Consider the following 25,774-nt stretch of genomic DNA (forward strand, 5'->3'; position numbering starts at 1 on the left):
TGATTTCACATTGCAAACTCTAGAGTGAACGCGAATTTTTATGACTGATGTCTCCAATCCTCAATTGCTGTTAAAGCGCGTAGTTAACGTGAAAGTGATTGTCACCCCTCTGTGGAAAGAAGAAGTACAACAACAATTGCAAGCACAGATCAACCAACTGGATCAGCAATTGCAACAGTTGGACATGGAAGGACAAAGAGCGATCGCCGCGATTCAAAAACAAAGTCTCCAGCCACCAGGCCCCCAGACTGTACAACAAATCGATAACATCCAACTGCAAGTCAACCAAAAGAAAAGCGAATTTCTAGAACAGAAAAACCAAATGCTGCAAAATCTCCAGCAAGTACAGCTACTTGAGTTAGATCAAGAAGTGAATCAATTCCAAATGGAAGGCTTTTTCCGTATTGAACGGGGCGATAATTTAATTAGCAAAATGCAAGTTGAAATCGTTCTCCGTGATGGAGTTGTCGAAGAAATTCGTGGCGATATTTAACCAAATGAGGTTGAGGTAATTCTCAAGTTTGAATTTGGCACTTTGAATTTTGAATTGTCTTCAGGGGTATGGTTTCCAGTTCGAGTACGAATTTGGGAACCTACCCAAACAATTTGCCAGATTGGCGGTGAACTGACTAACAGCGATCGCCCAAACACAGACATCTCCACGCGATATTTAATCACCTGAGAAGAATCGCCATCTGATGACTTTTCGATCACTGTGACTAACGCTTGATTCTGTTGAGGGTAGATAACCTCCACCTGGCGATCGCCATTCGTTGCTGTCAAATCATCCAAAACATTCATCGCCAGAGTTTTCGGGTTACTACCTTGTAGGGGATAGTTGATATTTTCTAAAGGTATAGTTTGATATTCAGCCCGTTCTGGATGCTCCAAAACTTCCTGAGAATGTTGTACTGTTGACAATTCCTGTGGCTGCGTGTCTGTATTGTCTACAATTGATAATGGTGTCTGGTTTTGAGCCATATAGAAACCAACACTCATTGTAGTAAAAAGACTCAGTATTACAATCAAAGACAATTTCAGCTTTACTGACATAAAACTAAATAGGTAGTTCCAACAGACCAATGATCGATTTTAGGTTTTAAACTGAAGTTTAATTATTAATGACTGTCTATCATCTCCCTTGGGAAAGCTTCTCATTCCCGATAATTTAGTGATGAGCGATACAAATCTATATAAAAATTGCCTAGGAATTGTGAAAAACTCATCATTATGGAAACATAGACCCCACAGTTGTCTGGATGTTCCGATGCGGGAGATGGTGGAGATGAGGGAGATGGGGGAGATGGGGGAGATGAGGGAGAAAATCTTTCCCAGTCCCCAGTCAAGAGTCCCTTCCAGTCCCCAGTCAAGAGTCCCTTCCAGTCAAGAGTCCCTTCCAGTACCCAGTACCCAGTACCCAGTACCCAGTACCCAGTACCCAGTACCCAGTCCCTTCCAGTCCCCAGTCCCCATTCCTTAACCTAAAATAGAAAATCTCAACCATAAAACTCTCTTGCCAAGATACAATTCGATCTGGCAAAAGCTGATAAATTCCATAAACCCGTTGATTCTAGAACCACCATCATATGAGCATTCACGAAATATTCATGCCCGCGCTTAGTTCCACCATGACCGAAGGTAAAATTGTCTCCTGGGTAAAATCGCCAGGGGATAAAGTGGAAAAAGGCGAAACAGTGGTGGTTGTCGAGTCAGATAAGGCAGATATGGATGTAGAATCCTTCTATGAGGGATATCTGGCACATATCGTAGTTCAAGCCGGTGACAGTGCGCCTGTAGGAGCAGCGATCGCCTATGTCGCAGAAACCGAAGCCGAAATTGAAACCGCCAAGTCTATGGGGAACTCCGGTGGTGCTGCTACTCCTACCTCTGCGCCGCAACCAGTTGCAGCTACAGCCGCAGTGGGAACACCTTCCGTAGCATCTCAAAATGGCTCTAACCACAAGGAAGGTAGACTCATAGCTTCACCCAGGGCGCGCAAGTTAGCCAAAGAACTGAAAGTTGATTTAACAACTCTCAAAGGTAGTGGCCCCTACGGTAGAATTGTCGCTGAAGATGTGGAGGCATCTGTAGGTAAAACCACTACCCCGGCTGCACCCGCACCCGCACCCAGCATTACCCCAGTTAAACCACCCGCACCCGCACCCGCACCCGCACCCGCACCCGCACCCGCCGCAGTTGTTCCTGGTCAAATCGCACCATTCAATACTCTGCAAAATGCCGTAATTCGGAATATGGTTGCTAGCCTAGCAGTCCCAGAATTCCGTGTGGGTTATACAATTACCACCGATGGATTAGACAAACTTTACAAACAAATTAAATCCAAGGGTGTGACAATGACAGCGTTACTGGCGAAAGCCGTAGCGGTGACATTACAAAAACATCCACTGTTAAATGCTAGCTACTCTGATCAAGGTGTAGTTTACCACGCCGACATTAATATTGCTGTAGCCGTGGCAATGGATGATGGCGGTTTAATCACACCCGTATTAAAAAATGCTGACCAAATAGACATTTATTCCCTGTCGCGCACCTGGAAATCACTTGTAGACCGCGCTAGAGCCAAACAACTGCAACCTGATGAATATAGCAGTGGTACTTTCACCCTGTCCAACTTGGGGATGTATGGTGTAGATACATTTGATGCGATTCTACCACCCGGACAAGGTTCAATTTTAGCGATCGGTGGCTCTCGTCCCCAAGTTGTCGCCACCCCAGACGGTTTGTTTGGTGTGCGTCAACAAATGCAGGTTAATATTACTTGCGACCATCGCATTATATACGGTGCTCATGCGGCGGCGTTTTTACAAGACTTGGCTAAGTTGATTGAAACCGATGTTCAATCCTTAACCCTGTAATTTCATCCGCTTCAGTGAAAAGTAGTTTGAGTTAACATAATCCCGCTTTCGCAAGAAAGCGGGATTTAAATCCCCCTGCAAAACCTACACTGTTCCCTGTTGCCCGTTAAGAGTTCCTCATTAACACGACATTTCAATTCGGAATACTATATAATCGGTATGATCATGAGTGAGGTAGAGAGAAATCCACTCAGGAACGTGCTTTTACCTTCTTCTTTACCTTTGCTCAGATGGCTCTCCCAATTCTCCCAAAGTCAGGGAAATTAACCAGGATTTACCATTTACCATCATTAAACCCCAGTTCCTAGCTCAATGTTATCTCGTAAAAAGACATGAGAGCCATTCTTCATTTAGGAATGTTGGGGTGAATTTCACATAATTTGTCATGCAGCCACGCTTATCAGAACATGATCTGCTGCTTAAATCCAGACTGTCCAAATCCTCTTAATCCCAATGGTAAAAAGGTGTGTCAAAGTTGTGGCACCACCTTAGTACCCTTGTTGAGAAATCGCTTCCGTGTCATCCGAGTGCTTTCTGATGAAGGCGGATTTGGTAGAACCTATCTATCAGAAGATAAAGATAAACTGAATGAACGTTGTGTCATTAAACAATTAGCTCCAAAATTTCAAGGAACTTGGTCACAAAAAAAAGCGGTAGAATTGTTTGCTGAAGAAGCCAAACGATTACAAGAACTAGGAGAACATCCGCAAATTCCCACCTTGCTAGCTTACTTTGAGCAAGACAATTGCCTGTATTTGGTACAACAGTTTATTAATGGGCAGAACTTATTAAAAGAATTACAGCAGCGTAAGACTTATAGACCAGGGGAAATACAAGCAATTTTGCTAGATATATTACCTGTTCTCAAATTCATTCACGATCGCGGTGTAATTCATCGTGATATCAAACCAGAAAATATTATTCGTTGTCGTATTGATGGACGGTTAAATCTGATTGACTTTGGTTCTTCTAAGCAATTAACAGCCAACGTCCAGAATTTTGGCACATCCATTGGTTCACACGGTTACTCTCCTCTCGAACAAATCCGAGATGGTAAAGCTTATGCAGCTAGTGATTTATTTGCCTTGGGGGCTACTTGTTTTCACTTATTAACTGGCATTTCCCCCTTTCAATTGTGGATGGAACATGGTTATGGTTGGGCGACAAATTGGCGGCAATATCTGCGTAGTTCCTTAAATCCAGAGTTGGATTTTGTCCTGGACAAGTTATTGCAAAAAGACTTAAAGTCCCGCTACCAATCGGCGGATCAAGTCCTGAAAGATATCACTCCTAAACAAATACTTGCATTACCTGCTGCCGGTCAGACATCAGGAAAAATCCCTGTAACTCAAATCAATCAAAAACCGCATTTGACGATTATATACTGGCTGATGCGGGCTGGGGTGTTAATGTGTGCTTTCATCTTATTATTTGGTTTTAATGAATCTTGGTATAACCAATATCGCCGGATTTACAGTAGTTTATCCGCCAGATTAATTCAGCCTCACAAGAGTTCAACACCTGGGGAGGTAGTTGTGGCACAGCCCCAGAGGATAACTTTGAAAGATATCACCTTAGCCAATACCCTCCTCGGCCATGAGAATGCAGTTGTCTCTGTGGCTGTCAGCCCTGATGGTGAGACTATGGCTAGCAGTGGGGACGATCGCACTATTAAAATTTGGCACATCTCCACAGGTGAGGAAATCGCCACCCTGCCACCGCCAGGCTACCCCAACCAAGGACATTCCCGCAAAGTCAATGCAGTTGCCATTAGTGCTGATGGTACAACTTTAGTCAGTGGTAGCGATGACAAAACCATCAAACTCTGGAATCTCAAAACTCGTCAAGAAATCAAGACTCTTAGAGGACATAGCGATGCAGTTCATGCCTTAGCCATCAGTCCTGATGGTAAAACTTTAGTTAGTGGTAGTGATGACAAGACTATTAAAGTTTGGCATTTGGAAAGTGGTAGACTCATCGGTACTCTCACAGGTCATCAATACTGGGTGCGTACAGTTGCAATTAGCCGTGATGGTGCAACTATCGCCAGTGGTAGTTTTGACAAAACTATCAAAATTTGGGATTTAAAAACTAAATCTTTAATTCGCACCATCGCAGATAATGACGAAACCATAACAGCAATTGCCTTTAGTCCCGATGGTAACATTCTGGCTACTGCTAGCCGCGATCGCACCATCAAACTCTGGAATTTTGCCCAAGGTACAAGAATACGCACCTTACGAGGTAGTACGGAAACAGTCACAGCAATTGCCTTTAGTCCCGATGGTAACACTCTTGCTAGTGCCAGTCGTGACCAAACTATCAAACTTTGGAACCTAGAGACAGGTGAAGAACTGCGTACCCTGATAGGTCATGAAAACACTGTAACATCCGTTGCTTTTACGCCCAACGGTCAAACTCTAGTTAGCGGTGGTGAAGATAACACGATTAGAATTTGGCGTGTTGGTAATTGAACCATAACTCTGTTGTGTCCCTGTTGTTTGATGCTGGAAATTTCAGTAGGGCTATGTTTAAATGCAGTACAACCTTGTGTTAACTAAAAATTAAACATCCTAAATTATACTGTCAAAGAATTTTACGCAAATTGCAATCATGACATTTTGAGTTTAGGTGAGATGGCGATCGCACTCAATACTCAAACAATTGCAGTTTATCCATGAGCAACATCTGATCCAGACAGCATTTAACCCCATGCAGATTGATTAAACTGCCGCTTTGCTGGCAGCAATTTTAAGAGAAACAACTACATACAAGTTGTTCATGAAATTATACAAGGTAAAAACAAATGCCAATAAGTTTAACTGGAACAAATTACACTGAGAACTTTGACTCCTTAGTAAATTCTGGAACAACAGATAGTGTACTACCGTCTGGGTGGGAGTTTTTGGAAAGTGGAAGTAATGCCGACACAACCTACGGTATTAATAATGGCAATTCTAATACAGGTAATACATATAGCTACGGCGCAACAGACGATACAGACAGAGCATTTGGTGGATTGCAATCTGGTAGTCTAACACCCACTATAGGAGTCAGTTTTACAAATAACACAGGTACTACCATCACTTCATTAAACATCAGCTATCGTGGTGAGCAATGGCGATTAGGTACTACAGGTAGACAAGATCGCTTAGATTTTCAATACAGCTTAGATGCGACTTCCCTATCAACTGGTAGTTGGATAGATGTTGACTCCTTGGATTTTAGTTCGCCTAATACTTCAACCACAGGTTCTCTCGATGGTAATGCTGCGGGGAATAATACCACAGTCACAGGAACCATCTCTGGGTTAAATATTGCCAATGGTGCAACCTTCTATTTGCGCTGGCAAGACTTAAATGCTTCTGGTGCAGATGATGGTTTAGCAATTGACGATTTTTCCCTGTCTATTCCTTCTTCAACCCCCACAGTTAACCTATCCGTTAACAGTAACACTGGCACAGAAACAGGAACAACAATAATTACTGTCACCGCTACAGCTTCCAGTGCCGTGACAGGCGAGCAAACTGTTAACCTAGCAGTATCGGGAACTGATATCACTGCCAGCGATTACTACCTCAGCAATACTACAATTACCATTGCCGACGGACAAACCGTTGGTTCTGTCTCCTTCATTGTGGCTGATGATGCCATACCTGAAGGAACAGAAACCGCAACATTAACTATTAGCAGTCCATCCGCAGGTATTAGTTTAGGTGCGACCACCTCTCAAAATATTACTATTACTAACAATGACGGCAGCTTTTTAACCAAAGTTGGAGGGATCACCAGTGCTAACGGGGCGGAAATTCCAGCTTTTGATCCAGGAAGCGATCGCCTATTTGTTGTTGCTGGTACTACCGTAGAAATTTATACTGTTAGTAATACAGGTTCGCTGACTGCGGTTGGTAGTTTAACTCCCGGAATCACTCCTGCTGTTGATACTGCATTAATTCCCAACAGCGTGGCGGTGAAAAATGGCGTGGTTGCCGTAGCTTATGCAGTACGTACTACAAACAATGCCCAACTAACTGGTAAAGTAGCTTTCTTTAATGCTGCCGATGGCAATTATATCAGTGCGGTAGATGTGGGTGCATTGCCTGATATGCTCACCTTTACCCCCGACGGCACAAAAATATTAGTAGCTAACGAAGGTGAACCCAACAGTTACGGTCAAGCCGACTCTGTTGATCCAGAAGGTTCAGTTAGTATCATTGATATTGCTAATGGTGTTGCTAATGCCACAGTGCAAACAGCCACGTTTACCAGTTTTAACAGTCAGATTCCAACACTCAGAGCCTCTGGTGTCAGGATTTTTGGGCCAAATGCTACAGTTGCTCAAGACTTAGAACCAGAGTATATTACAGTATCAGGCGATGGTCAAACTGCTTGGATTACCCTACAAGAAAATAATGCGATCGCCATTCTAGATATTGCCAATGCAACCATTACTCAAATTCTGCCGTTGGGTGTAAAGAATCACAGTCTACCTGGTAATGGCATAGATGCCAGTGATCGAGACAGTGGTATTAATATTGCGAACTGGCCTGTATTTGGATTGTATCAACCGGATGCGATCGCCAGCTTCGTAGTTAACAGTCAAACCTACTACATCACCGCTAACGAAGGCGATGCCCGTGACTACACAGGATTTGCTGAGGAAATTCGTGTTGGTAATGCCGGCTATGTTTTAGATCCAACTGTTTTCCCCAATGCAGCTACACTCAAACAAAACGCCAACTTAGGGCGGTTAACAGTTACAAATGCCACAGGTGACATAGACGGAGATGGAGATTATGATCGCATTGAGGTATTTGGGGCGCGTTCCTTCTCCATTTGGGATGCAAACGGCAATCAGGTATTTGACAGTGGCTACCAACTTGAACAAATCACACTTACAAAAGTCCCCACCCTGTTTAACTCCAACGGTGCAGGAGATAGCTTTGACAGCCGCAGCGACAACAAAGGCCCAGAACCCGAAGGTGTAGTAATTGGAGTCATCGACAACCGCACCTATGCTTTTATCGGTCTAGAACGCACAGGCGATGTTATCGTCTATGATGTCAGCAATCCCAACCAACCGCAATTTGTCCAGTACATCAACACACCCGCAGACGTTAGCCCTGAAGGACTCACCTTTATTTCCGCCGCCGATAGTCCCACCGGCAAACCACTGTTAGTCACCGCCAACGAAGTCAGCCAAACAGTAGCGGTGTTTGAAATCACCCCCCCCATTCGTATCCGTGACATTCAAGGAACAAGCCACACATCCCCATTAGACGGTCAGACAGTCAACAATGTTGCGGGTATTGTCACAGCCATCAGAAACAACGGCTTCTACTTCCAAGACTCCAACCCAGACAATGACGACAGCACCAGCGAAGCTATTTTTGTCTTCACCTCATCAGTACCAACTGTACAAGTAGGTGACTCAGTAACCGTCAGTGGTACAGTAACAGAATTTCTTCCCGGTGGTTCTAGTGGCACTAACAACTTAACACTCACACAAATTATTAGCCCTGCAATCACTGTACTATCTAGTGGTAATGAGTTACCCGCAGCTACCATTTTAGGTGATGGAGGTCGGACAATCCCCACCACAGTCATCAGTGATGGTCAAATCAGTGGTACATTCGACCCAGTACAAGAAGGCATCGACTTCTACGAAAGTTTAGAAGGGATGCGGGTACAGATTAATAATCCTGTAGCCGTAAGTCCGACTAATCAATTTGGGGAAATTTGGGTATTAGCAGATAATGGCGCAAATGCTACCGGACGGACAGCCCGTGGTGGGATCGGAATTAGTGCTAATGATTTTAATCCAGAGCGTATCCAAATAGATGATACTTTACTTAATCCGCTTAGTGGCAGCTATTTAACACCCAATGTCAGTGTAGGAGCGCAACTAGATACAATTGTCGGGGTAGTAGACTATAGCTTTGGTAATTATGAGGTATTACCAAATACTTTACCCACAGTAGATACACCAAGCACACTTACTAGAGAAGTCACAAACCTCGCTCCTGGTGATAATCAACTGACAGTTGCTACATTTAATGTGGAAAATCTTGATCCTAATGATGGGGCAACTAAGTTTAATAATATAGCGGCTCGGATTGTGAATAACTTGCGATCGCCAGACATTATCTCTGTAGAAGAAATTCAGGATAATAACGGGGCAATCAATGACAGTGTAGTTGATGCAAGTGTAACATACCAGGCTTTGATTGATGCCATAGTTGCTGCTGGTGGCCCCACATATCAATATCGACAAATTGACCCAGTGGATGATACCAACGGAGGAGAACCAGGCGGTAATATCCGGGTAGGTTTCCTGTTTAATCCTGGGCGTGTTTCATTCGTAGACATTCCTGGTGGTACATCAACCTCCAGCACCAGCGTTACCAACACCAACGGTACACCCACACTCTCAGCCAGTCCTGGTTTAATTGACCCCACCAACACAGCTTTTGATAGCAGTCGTAAACCTTTAGTTGGACAGTTTACCTTTAACGGTCAGACTGTATATATAGTAGCCAATCATTTCAACTCGAAAGGAGGAGATCAACCCCTATTTGGTGTTAATCAACCCCCCACCCTGACTAGCGAAACCCAACGTAATCAACAAGCAGAGATTGTTAAAAACTTTGTCCAAAGCATTCTGGCAATTAATCCCAACGCTAATGTTATCGTAGCCGGGGATTTAAACGACTTTGAATTTTCCCATCCCTTAACCACCCTAAAAAGTGCGGGACTCAATACCTTAATTGAAACTCTGCCAGAAAATGAGCGTTATACCTACAACTTTCAAGGTAATGCTCAAACCCTCGACCACATTTTAGTTAGTAATAACTTACTCAGTAACCTAGATGGGTTTGATGTGGTTCATATTAACTCAGAGTTTTATGACCAAGATAGCGACCATGACCCCACAGTAGCTAGATTTAATATCTCATCTAACACACCCCCCACAGTTGCCATCCCCATCGCTGACCAAACAGCACCCACAGGTAAAACTTTTAACTTCCAATTTGCTCCCAACGCCTTCACCGATGTAGAAGATGGTACAAACCTCACTTACACCGCTACTTTAGCAGATGGTAATGAATTACCCAATTGGTTAACCTTCAACCCAGATACTCGCACCTTCTCTGGCGAATACTCCACACCAGAAACTCTCACCATTCAGGTAACAGCAAAAGATTCACAAGATGCAACCGTGAGTGATGAGTTTGTCTTAACACTCAAACAACCCATTCAAGGCGAATTAGGTAACAACATCATCAGAGGTACAAACGAAGGCGATGTCATCGAGGGTTTAGACGGTAGACAATACCTCATAGGACGTGGAGGTAACGACAACCTGGATGGCGGTGCTGACAATGACTACGTATTCGGTGGTGCAGGGGATGACAACATCAAGGGTGGCGACGATGCCGGCTTTGACCTACTCTACGGCAACGAAGGTAATGACACCCTCGACGGTGGCGACGGTAACGACAACCTCGACGGTGGAACAGGTAATGATCTCCTGATTGGTGGTACTGGTAACGATATCTATACTGTAGATAGTTTCGGCGACACCGTAGTTGAGAATGACGGAGAAGGAACAGATAAAGTCAACTCTTTCATCGACTACACACTCGGAGATTACTTAGAAAATCTCACCCTGTTGGGTAACGCCGCTATTAATGGTACTGGTAACAGCCTCAATAACCACATCATTGGCAACAATAGAGATAATACCCTATATGGTTTAGATGGTGATGATTGGCTGATGGGTAAGGGTGGTAACGACACCCTGTATGGTGGTATTGGTAATGACCGACTTGATGGTGGTAAAGGTGATGATAGTCTGGTTGGTGGTGCTGGTAATGATATCTATGAAATAGATAGCTTCGGCGACGAAATTATTGAAGCTGAAGATGGAGGTATAGATACAGTTATCTCTGTTGTAGATTGGGTTTTAGGGGACAACATAGAAAACCTAACTTTAGTAAGAAATGCTACTGATGGTGGAGGTAATGAACTCAATAACCGCATCATTGGTAATAATGCAAGTAATACCCTAGTTGGTTTAGACGGTGATGATTATCTTGCCGGAGGAACAGGCAATGATACACTCATTGGTGGTGATGGCAATGATACTCTAGTCGGTGGTCGTGATGCAGATAGGTTTGACTTGACTGGTGTTCTGCTTGGTGGTTTTGATACTATCGTTGATTTCCGAACCAGTGAAGATATTGTCCAACTGTCTGCTAATGAGTTGCAACTCACAGCAGGAAGCTTAGACTCTAGCTTGTTTGTCTTGGGTACGAGTGCGACTACAGAAACTCACCGCTTGATTTACAATCGAACTACAGGGGAGCTATTCTTTGATACTGATGGTAGTGGTAGCACTGAATCTGTAAAAATTGCGCTGTTCTCTAATCGTGCGGCGTTAACTGCTGCTAGTTTTGATGTAGTACCTGAGTTTTAGGAAAAAAGGCACAAGTGCGACGGCAAGCTATGCTGAAGGTAAAATTTCTGCCTAGCTTGCCGCTTGCCGTAGGCTACTGCTCTAAAGCATGCTTAAGCTTTTCTGCTAATACCTGCACATGAGGTTCTTCTAAAATTGTATAGTGATCACCAGGAAGAATATGTACATCAGTAATTTCTTGCACCAGTTGATTCCAAGCTAAAATTCGCTCATTGGCATCTTGAGATATTTGTTCAACTTCCTGAATATTAAGTGAATGACTGGCTTGAAAAAAGCTAACTTTACCAGAGTATAACTTAGCTCGATAGTTAATAATAGCTTGGTGATTAGCTTTATTAACTGCCAGAAAATAACTTATCTGTTCTAAACTAATATCTGGAGGAAGAAAATCTTCTTTCTTCATGATGTCCAAAACATAACTTAGCTGTTTTTCTGGTGCAATTGTTTCCAGAGTAGTTTTTAAAAATGACAAATCTTTCCCAAAAGATGCAGCAGTTCCAATAGCAATATTAGCTAACAATTGAGCATCAGTAACTTTACTAAAATCTTGGTGATGATTATTTAATGTTGGTGGTTTAGAATCTATCAACGCTAGAAAATCTACATTTTCCCCTTGCTTTTGTAGCTGTATAGCCATTTCTAGAGCTATAACACCTCCCATCGACCATCCACCGAGGAGATAGGGGCCTTCTGGCTGCACCTTTTTTAAAGCTTGAATGTAAAAATTTGCCATGTCTTCAATTTGATTATAAGGCTCACATTCACCATATAATCCTGGTGCTACTAAACCATAGAAAGGTCTTTCTGCACCTAAATATTTCGCCAAATGATAATAACAAATTACATGACCCTCGCTAGGATGAATACAGAAAAAAGGCTTTTGATTTCCTAAAGGTTGAATAGAGACTAAAGGAGAAACAGATATAGATGCAGGTTCTTGACGCAGAATACCTGCTAAATGCTCAATAGTTGGGTTCTTTAAAAAAGCTGATAAAGGTATTTTTTGCTGAAAACTTTTCTCAATTCTAGCAATTAAACGTACAGCTAGAAGTGAATGACCACCAACTTCAAAAAAGTTATTTTTCACTCCAATCGGACGAATTTGTAAAATTTCTTCCCAAATATTTTTGAGTTGTAATTCTATGCTCTCACGAGGAGGAACAAAAGCATTTTCTGTAGTTTCATTGAGTAAATCAACAATTGGCAACGCTTGACGATTGACTTTACCATTAGATGTTAAAGGCAAAGTTTTCAACTTCATAAATGCTGATGGAATCATGTATTCCGGTAATTTACTTTTCAGAAAATCACGCCAATCATCAACATTTGCAATTACATCTTTACGAGGTACTATATAAGCTACCAGTCTTTGATTACCTGTTTCATCTTCTTGTAATAAAACTACAGCTTGTTGAACACTAGAATGTTGAGATAAAACTGTTGTAATCTCTTCTAATTCAATCCGATAACCTCTAATTTTTACCTGATTATCAACTCTCCCCAAAAATTCAATATTACCATCTGGCAAGTAACGGGCTAAATCTCCAGTTTTATACAGAAATGCTTTACCATCCTGACTAAAAGGATTGGCAATAAACTTTATTTGTGTCAATTCTGGACGATGTAAATAACCGCGCGTCACAGAAGCACCACCAATATATAATTCTCCCTTAACTCCCATAGGTACAGGTTGCATTTGTTCATCTAATATATAAATTTGGGTGTTAGGAAGGGGACGACCTAAAGGTACTGTTACTGATTGGTATTTGCAGTTATCTGAACATAATTGATATGTGAGTACACCAACAGTTGTTTCCGTTGGGCCATAATGGTTAATAATTGTACATTCAGGTGCTAATTGTTGAATTTTATTGATTAAATTCCAACTGGCTGCTTCTCCTCCCAAAATTAATCTTTGTTGGGGGAAAACTGATTTGTTGTTAACAGATGTGAGTATGGCTTCTAAATGTGAGGGAACTATCTTTAAACAGTCTATACTATGGGTGCTGAAATAATCTTCTAATGCTTGTGGATCCGTAGCGCGTTCTTTACTAATTATATGTAAACAGCCACCTGTAGACAGTGCGGGAAAAATTGCTGTATTACCTAAATCAGCAGCTAGGGTAGAAACTGTTGCAAAACTAGATTCTGCGGGTAGATTTAAGCGTTCTCTAATACCATAAAGGTAATTAATTAGTTGTTGATGTTCAACTGCTACACCTTTAGGTTTACCTGTAGAACCGGAGGTATAGATAACATAAGCTAAATTTTCAATGCTAGAATCTGTGTGTGGATTATCGCTACTTTCAGTTATTAAATCCTGTTCTAATTCATCTACACAAATTACATTTACTGTCTCTATTTCTAATTCTTGTGCTAAGTGCTGTTGAGTTAGTAGAATTGGTGTTTGAGAATCTTGTAACCTTAAAGATACATTCTCTACTGGTAAATCAGCATCTATGGGTAGGTAAGCACCACCAGCTTTGAGAATGCCAAGTAGGGAAATGATCATGTCTAGGGAACGATTCATATATATCCCTACTAAAACTTCTGGTTTTACTCCCTGTTTTTGCAGATAATGTGCTAATTGATTAGAGCGAGAATTTAGTTCAGCATAGGTTAATTGTTGACTTTCAAAGATAACGGCAACATTATCAGGAGTGCGCGCTACCTGTTCTGTAAATAGTTGATGGAAGCATTTCTCATCAGAAAAATCTACTTGAGTATCATTGAATTTTACCAACAGTTGATGGTGATCGCTCTCATTTAATAATGCTAATTGATTAATTGCAGTTTCGGGATTATCAACAGCACTTGTGACTAAAGTTTGAAAATATCCAGCTAAAATTTCAATAATTTCTGCACTAAATAAATTTACATCATAATCAAACCCAGCTATTAAACCATCAGCTTGCTGAACACAGGAAAGTTTAACCCTGAAACGTTCAGTACAAGCAAACTGCTTGTAAATTGAGAATGTAACGTCATCAGTAGTATATTGTGCTGCTTCTGTTTGAAACTCAAAACTTAAAGGTAAGAAAGCAGAATCAGGTAAATTTTCCCATGAAAAATACTCTTGCCATTCAAAGTTTTCTTGTACTGATTGGCTAACTATTTGTAATACTTCTCTGAAAGAAAAGTTATTTTCTAAAGTAGTTGATAGTGGTAAATATTTTGTGAGCAATCCTATGACTGTTTCTAAATCCTCATATTTACGTCCATCAGCAGCAATACCAATGACTATCTTTGCTTCCTCAGTCAAACGCCATAATAAAATCTGCCAACAGCTAACTAAGAAATTAGAAATAGACGTTTCATAATTTTGAACAAGTTCTTCTATTTGTCCAAACAAGTTAGGTTCAATCTTCCACTGATAAGAACCAATACTGAATTGAGAAGCATTATTTAGTAGTTTATTTTCAAAAGGTAGTGTCAATCCTGGTAAAGCAGATAAATCATATTTTTGCCAATATTCTTTACCTTCATCTGCATCTGCATCTTCTAGCAACTCATTTTGCCACTCAGAAAATTGCAAGTATTGTACAATGTCTTCACTATCTAATTCTCTACCTTGCAAACAAGCACCATAACACTGACTAATTTCAGCTACTAAATTTTTAATTGAACAGCTATCAGCGTAAACCGCAGGTAGATTTATTAGTAAAATATACTTGTTTATTGATAAATTAATTAATGAACAACGCAACAGTGAACCTTGCTCAAAGTCCCAAGGTATTAATCTTTCTTGTTGTAATAAATATTCTACCTTGTTTAATTGTTCCTGTTCTTGAATATCGCTGAAATCAATTACTTGCCAAACCAGAAATCCTTGTTCAGCTATTGACTGCATAGGGGTTTTAATCCCTGCTGGTTTGATAAAGTTCGTCCGCAGAATTTCTTGACGATTAATAACTTGTTCTATAGCTGATTTCAAAACATCGATTTTTAGACTTCCTGCGAGCAAAATAGCACCTTGAACACAATAAACGGGGTTATCTTTTTGCAGATGCCAAACACGTTTTTGTTGAGGTGAAAGACGAAAACCATTGATAACTTTTTCTTGTACTTGCATTTTAGTCTATTCCTTAGATTTCAACATTTGATAGATCCCCGACTTCTTCAAGAAGTCGGGGATCTGGGTATTAAGTTTTAAGCTTGAGTTACTTACTATTCACAATTTCGCCCATCGCTACCACAATTTTCCGCTTACCCACATAAGGATTACGTGCGTGAGCAGTGAGCATATTATCGAGCATTAAAATATCGCCTTTCTGCCAAGGGAAAGCAATTTCAGCTTGCTCATAAACAGATGTAACTTCATCAATCACCGATTGTTCTATTGGTGTAGCATCACCGTAATAAACATTTCTTGGGAGATTTTCTTCACCGAACAATGACAACAGAGATTCACGGACTGAAGAATCTAAATAAGCGATATGGTGCAACTGAATTTGATTAAAAAATACCGATTCACCTGTTTTGGGATGTTGAGCGATCGCTTGGCGAATTTCTTTAGTTTTTAATCCTCCATCTGCTTTCCATTCCCACTCAATAGCATTCTGTTTACAGAATTTTTCTACTGCTGCTTTATCAGTGGTGTGAAAGAAGTTTTGCCAACTTACATCTAATCCGTCTGTGTAGTTACGCACATACATTAATCCCTTTTCGGCAAATCTTTCTCTAATTTCAGGATTGAGTAATTGATAAACTTTGCGACAATCAACAATTGGTGTTTCTCCCCGTTCTTGCGCTGGCTGTACACAGTAAAACCATATTTTCATTGGCCATCTGTGCATGTGAGAACTTTCATTGTGAAAGAGAATTGCTTTATCTGCCGGATAAGGTGTAGAACCATAGACTTTACCACCTAAACCTTCCCTGGGTAAATCACCATATTCACCAAATAATTCTGGACAAACAGCTTGAGCAAAGGTTTCAAAATCCGCTACTGAATTGGCGTTAAATCCTCGGAATAGGATAGCACCATGTTTAAACAAATTACTGTCTATAAATTGCTGATTATTTTTAGCCCAATCTATAAAATCCAAATCAGATGTATTGGGTTGACAAACAAGAGGTAAAGTTTCTCCTGGCTGAAGATAATCAGTTTTAACTAATTGTGATTCAGCAAAACTAACAGCTTTTGGCTTAACCTTTTTGAACTTTTGCAAGTTAGCAGACTGACGTTTTGTTTTGTCGGTAATTTGTTTTTGTTTTTCCTCTGGAGTTAGCATATCTAAGGAGTTGATTTTGGTATCTGGTGCGGCGACAATGCTAGTGAGCAGAGTTTGAAAGTGGTTGGATAGACGAGCAATATCTGTTTCTGCAAATAAATCTGTTTTGTATTTCCAGCCAAAAGAAATTTTATGTTCAGTTTCTACCGCAAATAAAGCTAAATCAAACTTAGACTGTCCATCTTCAATTTCCAGAGGATGTAATTTTAAATCAGCAAGCTCAATTTCTGTCGTTGGCGTATTCTGCAAAACAAACAATACTTGGAACAGAGGAGTTTGTTGTAAATTTCGCTCACTTCTTAACTCTTCCACCAATTTTTCAAAAGGTAAATCTTGGTGAGCATAAGCTTGTAACGTGACTTCACGCACACGCTGTAATAACTCTCGGAAACTGGGATTACCGCGCATATCCGTGCGTAAAACCAACAAATTTATAAAGAAACCAATTAGTAATTCTGTATTTGTCTGAGTGCGATTAGCAATATCAGTACCAACCACAATATCATCTAGGTTGGTGTAGCGATAAAGTAAAGTTTGTAAACCTGCCAGTAAAGTCATAAATAAAGTTACATTTTCCTGGCGGCTCAATTCTATAATCTGTTGTGATAAATCTTCAGATAATTCAAAATTGTAAGTTGCACCTTTATAACTTGGAATAGCAGATTGTTCACGTTGAATAGGTAACTTTAAGGTTGGTAAATTACCACCTAATAACTGTTGTTTCCAATAGGCTAATTGAGCTTCTAAAACTTCCCCCTGTAACCATTTCCTTTGCCACATAGCGAAGTCAGCATATTGTATCGATAAAGGTGGTAATGGGTTACTTTCACTAGCACAGAAAGCTTCATATAAAGTTGCCATTTCTTGAACTAAAACCCCCATTGACCAAGCATCAGAAATAATGTGGTGCATTGTCAACAGCAGCACATATTCTGTTGCAGATAACTTCAATAAAGTGACCCGTAATAAAGGAGCTTGATTTAAATCAAAGGGTTGTAACTTTTCTGAAGTAGCTATCTCTTCAACTCGGTTAGCTTGCTCAGTTGGTGCAAGGTTTTCTAAATCAATAATCGGCAACTCTAAAGTTAAATTAGGTGTAATAAATTGAATTGGTTTACCTTCAACTGCAACAAAGCTAGTTCGCAAAGTTTCATGTCTTTGCACAACCGCATTGAAACTTTTTTCCAGTGCAGGTATATTCAGTAAACCAGTCAACCGCACAGGAGCAGAAAGATTATATAAAGGACTATTGGGAATTAGTTGACTCAGAAACCACAGACGTTGTTGAGCAAAAGAAAGTAGTAATTCTTCATCCCGTGAAACCACCTGAATAGGAGGATATTCAACCAGAATAGGTGCAGACTTCCTATCAATAACTTCCCCCAGTCCTGCTATTGTTGGCGACTCAAATAAACAACGTAAAGGAATAGTCACATTAAATTCATCTCGAATTCGTGACATTACTTGCGTAGCTAATAGCGAATGCCCACCCAAATTAAAGAAATTATCGTAAATACCCACCTTTTCGACATTTAAAATCTGTGACCAAATTCTGACTAAATTTTCTTCAATAGTATTACGTGGTTTTGCATATTCATTTTCTCTTTTTAGTTGAGATGTATCAGGATTTGGTAATGATTTTCTGTCTACTTTACCATTAGGTGTTAATGGTAATTTATCCAACAACATATAAGCTGATGGAATCATGAACTGAGGCAACTTTGATTGTAGATATTGACGCAGTTTTACGATTAATTCGGAAACATCAACGGATAATTTTGGTACAATATAAGCCACTAATTGCTGATTTCCTGGTACATCTTCCCTAGCAATAACAACCGCTTCCTGCACAGTATAATGTTGTCTAAGGGTAGTTTCAATTTCCCCTAACTCAATGCGAAACCCGCGTAATTTTACTTGATTGTCTATACGTTCCAAATATTCAATATTGCCATCTGGTAAATAGCGAGCTAAATCACCAGTCTTGTATAACTTCTGATTAAAAGTAGAAGATATGAATTTTTCTGTGGTTAATTCTGGGCGATTTAAATAGCCTCGTGATAGTCCTGCACCACCAATATACAACTCGCCCGGTACGCCAATCGGTACAGGCTGTAATTGCTGGTCTAAAATATAAATTTGGGTGTTAGCAATAGGGCGACCAATAGGAATTAAAGATTTTGATAATTTATTAGGATCTACTTGATAAACCGTTGACCAAATAGTTGTTTCTGTTGGGCCATATAAATTCCATAACTCAGCAGATTTTGCTAATAAATTTTCTGCCAAATCATAGGAAAGAGCCTCACCACCACAAAGGATTTTTAACTGTTTACTACCAACCCAACCAGATGTTAATAACATTCGCCAAGTGGCTGGAGTTGCTTGCATCACTGTTGCACCACTAGCGGCAATATTTTGACTTAATTTTTCCCCATCCATTGCTACTTCACGGCTGACTACTACCAGACGTGCGCCACAAATTAATGGTAAATATATTTCCAATGCAGCAATATCAAAGGATATGGAAGTAACCGCCAAAAGGATATCAGCTTCAGTTAATCCAGGCTGATGGCGCATTGATTGCAAAAAATTGACAACACTAGCATGATTAATTTGTACACCCTTGGGTTTACCTGTAGAACCAGAGGTGTAAATAACATAAGCCAGGTGAGAAGAATTGAGATTTTGCGGTTGTGAATTTGGAATTGAATTATTAATTTTTTTCCAATCTGTATCTATACAAATGATTTGACAATGATGATGAGAAATATGATTTAATAATTTGTTTTGAGTCAATAAAAACTTCACTTGAGCATCTTCTAACATTAGAGATAAACGCTCTTGGGGATAAGCTGGATCTAGAGGTACATAAGCACCACCAGCTTTAAGAATCCCCAAAAGTCCTACCACCATTTCTAAGGAACGTTCAACACAAATTCCTACTAAAGTATCTGGTTTAACTCCCAAACTTTGTAAATAAAATGCTAATTGATTACTTTTTTGATTTAGTTCTTGGTAAGTTAACTTCTCCTCACCAAAAACTACAGCCACACTATCAGGCGTTTTTTGTGCTTGTAATTCAATTAGCTGATGAATACAAACATCTTTTTCCCAATCAATTTGGGTATTATTCCAGTCAAATAAAAACTGATTTTTTTCTTCTAATGTTAATAATGATAATTCAGAAATTGTTGCTTGAGGATTATCAACAATGGCAGATAATAGATTGTGGAAATGTGCCACCATTCGCGCAATAGTAGCAGATTCAAATAATTCAGAACTATATTCAAAAGAACCTACTAATCCTGTATCATTTTCAGATAAACATAAATCTAAATCAAATTTTGCTGTTTGATGAGCATCATTATCAAAGTTATTCAACGTTAGTTCTGGTAACTCCAGAGTTTGTGTAGGGGTATTCTGAAGTTGAAAGGCAACTTGAAATAATGGATTATAGTTAAGATGACGCTCTGGTTGTAGTTCTTCTACTAACTTTTCAAAAGGTAAATCTTGATGGGCATAAGCTCCTAATGTTACATCTTTTACACGAGATAATAATTCTGTAAAAGTGGGATGACCAGATAAATCTGAACGCAGTACCAAAGTATTAACAAAAAAGCCAATTAACTTTTCTATTTCTTCTCTATTACGGTTAGCAATCGGAGAACCAATACAAATATCATCCTGACCTGTATAACGATACAATAAAACCTTAAACGCCGCTAATAAAGTCATGAATAAAGTTACACCTTGTCCCCGACTAAGAGAGCGTAATTTTTCAGTTAGCTCATAGGATAAAACAAAATCATAGCTTGCACCTTTAAAACTAGGTATATTAGGTCTAGGTTTATCTGTAGGCAAAGATAGCAAAGAAATATTATTAAGTTGTTTTTTCCAATAATTTAATTGTTTTTCTAATACTTCACCTTGTAACCGCTCTTGTTGCCACACTGCAAAATCTGCATATTGAATTGGTAATTTGGGCAAATATGGTAATTGCTCCCTAGTACAAAAAGCCGGGTAAAGTGTAGCTAATTCTTCCACTAATAAACCCATTGACCAACCATCAGCAATAATGTGGTGTAAAGTAAATAAAAACACATATTCTCTTTGACTTATTTGCAGTAAACGCACCCGTAATAACTGACCAGATTCTAAGTCAAAAGCAGAAAGAGCTTCTTGACTAATTAACTTTTGTGCCTCTTGCTCTGGAAATGTGGATTGACTTAGATCAACTACTGGTATTGTTAACTGTAAAGATGGAGAAATTATTTGGACAGGATGCCCGTCTACAGTTGTAAATGTAGTCCGTAAAATTTCGTGACGCTTAATAATTTCATTTAAGCTTTGCTCTAAAGCTTTTATATTTAGATTACCTTGAAGTCGGACAGCACCGGGAATATTATAAAAAGGGTTCCCTGGCTCTAATTGGTCTAAAAACCATAATCTTTTTTGAGCAAATGATAAAGGAAATGTATTAGAATCCCTGCTTTGGGGTTTGATAAAATTAGTTTTCTTCTGGTTTTGTTGATTAATTTTTTGCAGCAGTAATGCACGTTTTTCAGGGGAAAGTGCGGCGATTTTTTGGGCAATATCAGTCATTTTATTTTCCTGGTTTATTTGTGTAGTTTTGTTGATTGTTTAAAAATAAAAATTAATTTATATATGGGTTCGGTTGAGGTGAAGAAACCCAAGATTTTCACGACTTACGCAAAATATATCTTATGTCCTTTTCTTTGCTAAACAGTGTCGTCATTTTGTAGACTTTGTTGGGTTGCGCTGTCGCTTAACCCAACCTACAGTTTTGACTAAATATTGCTGATTTCTGAATCTGGTAAAATTTCTAATTCTGCTAAAATTTGCTCTAATAATTGACTGTCCGTTTGTTCTATTTGTTTTTCAGCAACAAGCACCACTAATTCCGCAATGGTAGGAGTTGCAAAGATTTGACGTAAAGATAACTCAACTCCCAAAGCGTTATACAACCTAGAAGTGACTTGAGTTAACAGTAAAGAATGTCCACCTAAATCAAAGAAATTATCATGAATACCAACTTTTTCTAACCTTAATACTTCAGCCCAAATTTCTGCTAGGGTTTTTTCTATTTCTGTTTTAGGTGGTACATAAGTGGCTGCTAATTCTGGTTTAACCTGTTCTGGTGCAGGTAAAGATTGTCGAGCAATTTTACCATTTGCTGTTAAAGGTAATGCCTTCAAGAATACATAAACAGAAGGGATCATGTATTCTGGTAATGTTTCTTTGAGGAAGTCTCGCAGTTGATTAGATGTTAACTGACTGTGGTTTTCAGGAACCACATACGCTACTAACTTTTGGTTGTTATATTCATCTGCATTAACTATAACTACTGCTTGTTGAATATCTGGATGTTGAGAAAGTTCAACTTCAATTTCTCCTAACTCAATGCGGAAACCTCTGATTTTTACTTGGTTATCAATTCTGCCTAAAAACTCTAAATTGCCATCAGCGTGATAGCGAACTAAATCACCAGTTTTATATAGACGTTGTGATATTGAGTCATGAAAAGTATGTTGAATAAACTTTTCATTGGTGATTTCAGGATGATTGAGATAACCTCTAGCTACACCAGCACCACTAATATATAATTCACCGGGTACACCAATGGGTACAGGTTGCAATTGTGCATCTAAAACATAAACTTGGGTATTTGCTAAGGGTTTACCTAAAGGTACGGTTTGAGAGTTTGTATCAATCTGTTCAACCTGATAAGTTAATACTCCTACAGTTGTCTCAGTTGGCCCATAATGATTGATAATTATGCACTCAGGATTTAAAGACTGAATCTTTTTAATTAACTCCCAACTGCAAGCTTCTCCTCCTAAAATTAACCGTGCTTTTGGTAATAAATCGGCAGCAAATTCAGAAGTTAATAAAGCCTCTAAATGTGCAGGTACAATTTTTAAACAATCAATGGGTTTTTGACGAAAATAATCAGCTAATGCTTCTCCATTTGTTGCACGTTCATTAGAGATGAGATGCAAACAACCTCCGCTACACAAAGCTGGAAAAATAGATGTATTGCCTAAATCTGCTGCTAAGGTGGAAACTAAAGCAAAACTTGCAATTTTAGGCAGGTTTAATCTTTGTTGAATGCTGTAGAGGTAATTGAGAATTTGTCGATGTTCAATTGCAACTCCTTTGGGTTGACCTGTAGAACCGGAGGTATAGATAATATAAGCTAAATTTTCCTCTGTAATCTGGATATTGGGATTTTCAGAATTATGATTACTAATTTCTGCTTGGTTTGTATCTAAATTAATAACAACAGGTGCTGTGAGTGTGGGGTGTTGTTGTTGAATAGCAGAATTGGTTAATAATATTTGTGCTTGAGCGTCTTCTAACCTTGTAAGTAAGCTTTGTGTGGGAAAGTTGGGGTCTAATGGTAAATATGCTCCCCCAGCTTTGAGTACAGCAAGAATGCTAATAATTGCTTCTAAAGAACGTTCTAAGCAAATAGCAACTATGCTTTCTGGTACTACTCCATTTTGTTGCAAATAATGAGCGATTTGGTTAGTGCGGGCGTTGAGTTCTTTGTAGGTAAGTTGTTTATCCTCATAGACAACAGCTATATTATCCGGGTTGATTTTTACCTGTTGTTCAAATAGTTGATGAATGAGCTTATTTTGAGGAAATTCTGTTTGGGTGTTGTTGAATTCATAAATTAGTTGTTGGTAATCCTTTTCTGGGAGAATATTTAACTTGCTAATTGCTGTGTCTGGCTCAGATATTACATTTGCTAATAAAGTTTCAAACTGTGCTGCTACACTAGCGATATTTACCGATGAGAATAAATTAGAATTATAATAAAAATTTAATTGCCAATTACCTTGATTTTCAATACAAGATAGCCTCAGATTGAATTTATCTAAATATGATTCAATTTTATCAATCAACCAATTAATATTTTGATTACTTGGTTGTAATTTTATTTCTTGATAATCAAAACCCACAGCTAAATTATCAAATTTATTAATCTGTTCCCAGTTATAATACTGCTGCCATTGTTTGGCTTCTTCTTTGTTTGCGGCAATCTGTTCTATTAAATTAATAATTGTCTGTTGGTTATCTAATTCAATTGTAATTGGTAAATATTTTGCTAACAAACCCATAGCTGACTCTAATTCTTGATAGGGTCTACCATCAAAAGCTGTACCAATGATTAATTCTGATTCGCTGGTGAGTCTCGAAACTAAAATTAGCCAACAAGCAAAGAATAGATTATCTAACGGAGTTGTAAATTTATCTCCAAAAAGTTTGATTTTTTCTACCAAGCTAGAATTGATTTTTTGACTTAAAATACCTGGTTGATATTCTTGACTAGGAATGGGTTGTTTTTGCCAGGGCAGTTTAAGATTGATGCCAGCAGAAATATCTTGTTGCTGCCAATAATTTTTTCCTAACTCACTATCGCTGCTTGTCAATAGTTCTTGTTGCCATGTAGCAATATCTACATATTGTAAAGGTTCTTCAGTAATTTCAGATGATGCTAAATTATCAGTATATAAACTTTTAATCTCGCTGACTAAATTCTGTAATGATTTTACATCTCCACAAATAGCAGGTAAGGATATCAACAGTAAATGCTGATGAGAAGACAGAGTTAAAATATATGTATTTAATAGAGAATCTTGTGCAAAATTAAAATTAATATTCTTTGATTCTTGAAACAATTCTTTGCACTTTGCTTGTTGGGTTGGTAAATCTAATTGTGAGAGGTTTAATTCTTGATAATATGATGAGTTTTTTGGATTAATGATTTGTAGGGGTAATGTTAATCCAGGTACATTTTTAAAATTAGTACGCAGGATTTCATGACGGTTGACTACTTTCTCAACTGCTAATTTAAAAACTTCCCTGTTGAGATTACCGTCAATTATTACAGACATTTGTACGCGATAATGCTGATTTTTATCCTGTTCTTGTAACTGCCATATATATGTTTGTTGGGGTGATAGTTGATAACCTTCTACTGTTTCTGGTAATGTTTCTATATTTGTATTTTGCATATTTTTGTCCTTTATTTGTTTGGTTTCAAATTACTATAACTACAGGGTTCTGACATACCGACTAGGACTTTTCTATTACCTTTAAATGCTTTGCGTCCGTGGGCAACTTGAACATTATCTAAGAAGAGAATATCACCTGCTTGCCAAGGAAATGTTACTGTTTCTTGTGCATAAGCAGCACGAATTTCTGTTAATGTTTCGGGTTCAATGGGAGAACTATCACCATAATATGTATTATGGGGTAAGTCAGCTTCGGAAAATTCTGATATTAATGCTTGATAAATTCTTGGTTCTAGAGTTGTGACGTGAAAGAAGGCAGCATGATTAAACCAAACTTCTACACCTGTAATTGGATGTTTAATTACTGCTGGGCGTACTTGTTTAGTTCTGAGTCTATCACCTGTTTTCCATTCAAATTCAATGGCGTTATTGTGACAATATTCTTCTACAATCGCTTTATCTAATGTTTGAAAAACATTCTGCCACGTTAATCCAAAACCATCGTTATAGTTACGGACATATAATACTTGTTTATTTATAAACTTATCACGAATTTGGGGAGAAATGCGTTGAAAAATTTTTTGTGTATCAGCTATTGGTGTTTCTCCTCCTGTTTCGGCAGGTTGCAAACAACAAAAGTAAATTTTTTGTGGCCAAGTTAAACAGTATGTACTTTCGCTGTGGAGAAAAATACTTTGTTCGGCTGGGTAATCTGTGGAAGTGTAGATTTTACCGCTAATTTCGTGACGTGGTGATGAACGGTCATTATAACTTATTGGTTCTCCTTTGGATGTGGCTTTGATCAATTGGTCTAATTGTGTGGGTGAATTAATGTTAAAGCCTCGAAAAAGTAAGGCTTTGTGTTTGATTAAAAGTGTGTGGATGGTTTCTTGATTTTGGTTTGCCCACTCTAAAATATTGACGTTGGCTACAGCAGGTTGAATTATTAAAGGTATGAGTTGTTCGTCAGAAAAGTAGCTAGTACGAGTTAACTCTGCTGGGGATATTTTGACAGATTTCCGGCTAATACCTATTTTTTTTAAACTTAAACTGGCTATTTCTTGGTTGTTCATAATAAATTTTCGTTATTTAAAGTATGTTTGAAAAGCCTAAAATCTAACGAAGAACTCCTATCTA

The 25,774-nt window shown here is 38.9% G+C and carries 9 protein-coding genes; 4 read left to right on the top strand and 5 right to left on the bottom strand.

Features of this window, described 5'->3' with window-relative positions:
- The first annotated feature begins 40 nt into the window (after window positions 1-40).
- Window positions 41-493 (top strand): YlqD family protein, encoded by a 453-nt coding sequence (locus tag A3775_RS22045; protein ID WP_066383158.1) that lies wholly within the window; start codon window positions 41-43, stop codon window positions 491-493.
- On the opposite strand, the gene A3775_RS22050 is transcribed toward A3775_RS22045, so the two are convergent.
- Window positions 490-981 carry a hypothetical protein gene (locus A3775_RS22050; protein ID WP_339373728.1) on the bottom strand — a complete coding sequence of 164 codons (492 nt, stop codon included), beginning with the start codon at window positions 979-981 and terminating at the stop codon, window positions 490-492. The two genes, A3775_RS22045 and A3775_RS22050, sit on opposite strands and share 4 nt — an antisense overlap.
- Before the next feature lie 605 nt (window positions 982-1,586).
- Between A3775_RS22050 and A3775_RS22055 the strand changes: the two genes are divergently transcribed.
- From A3775_RS22055 to A3775_RS24510, 3 genes are all read left to right on the top strand, one after another.
- On the top strand, window positions 1,587-2,876 hold the full coding sequence (locus A3775_RS22055) for a dihydrolipoamide acetyltransferase family protein (protein ID WP_066383162.1): 1,290 nt from the start codon (window positions 1,587-1,589) through the stop codon (window positions 2,874-2,876).
- Window positions 2,877-3,283: 407 nt separating this feature from the next.
- Window positions 3,284-5,350, top strand: a complete 2,067-nt coding sequence (locus A3775_RS22060; protein ID WP_066426805.1) for a serine/threonine-protein kinase — start codon at window positions 3,284-3,286, stop codon at window positions 5,348-5,350.
- Window positions 5,351-5,682: 332 nt separating this feature from the next.
- A complete protein-coding gene (locus tag A3775_RS24510) occupies window positions 5,683-11,355 on the top strand; it encodes a choice-of-anchor I family protein (RefSeq protein WP_156481709.1) in 5,673 nt (1,890 codons plus the stop codon).
- A gap of 73 nt (window positions 11,356-11,428) precedes the next feature.
- Here A3775_RS24510 and A3775_RS22070 read toward each other — a convergent pair whose 3' ends face one another.
- The 4 genes from A3775_RS22070 to A3775_RS22085 all read right to left on the bottom strand — a co-directional run bounded on the left by A3775_RS22070 (window position 11,429) and on the right by A3775_RS22085 (window position 25,710).
- Complete coding sequence (locus A3775_RS22070) at window positions 11,429-15,427, bottom strand: non-ribosomal peptide synthetase (RefSeq protein WP_066426808.1); 3,999 nt, start codon at window positions 15,425-15,427, stop codon at window positions 11,429-11,431.
- 88 nt (window positions 15,428-15,515) lie between these two features.
- The gene (locus tag A3775_RS22075) at window positions 15,516-21,194 is read right to left on the bottom strand and encodes a non-ribosomal peptide synthetase (protein ID WP_066426809.1); all 5,679 of its coding nucleotides are present in this window, start codon (window positions 21,192-21,194) and stop codon (window positions 15,516-15,518) included.
- 206 nt (window positions 21,195-21,400) lie between these two features.
- Entirely contained in the window at window positions 21,401-24,637 is a 3,237-nt protein-coding gene (locus A3775_RS22080; RefSeq protein WP_066426811.1) for a non-ribosomal peptide synthetase, read from the bottom strand.
- An 11-nt stretch (window positions 24,638-24,648) separates the two neighbouring features.
- Window positions 24,649-25,710, bottom strand: coding sequence for a TauD/TfdA family dioxygenase (locus A3775_RS22085; RefSeq protein ID WP_066383173.1), 1,062 nt, complete (start codon window positions 25,708-25,710; stop codon window positions 24,649-24,651).
- Window positions 25,711-25,774 lie beyond the last annotated feature (64 nt).

The organism is Anabaena sp. 4-3 (assembly GCF_001597745.1).
Lineage (GTDB): Bacteria > Cyanobacteriota > Cyanobacteriia > Cyanobacteriales > Nostocaceae > Trichormus.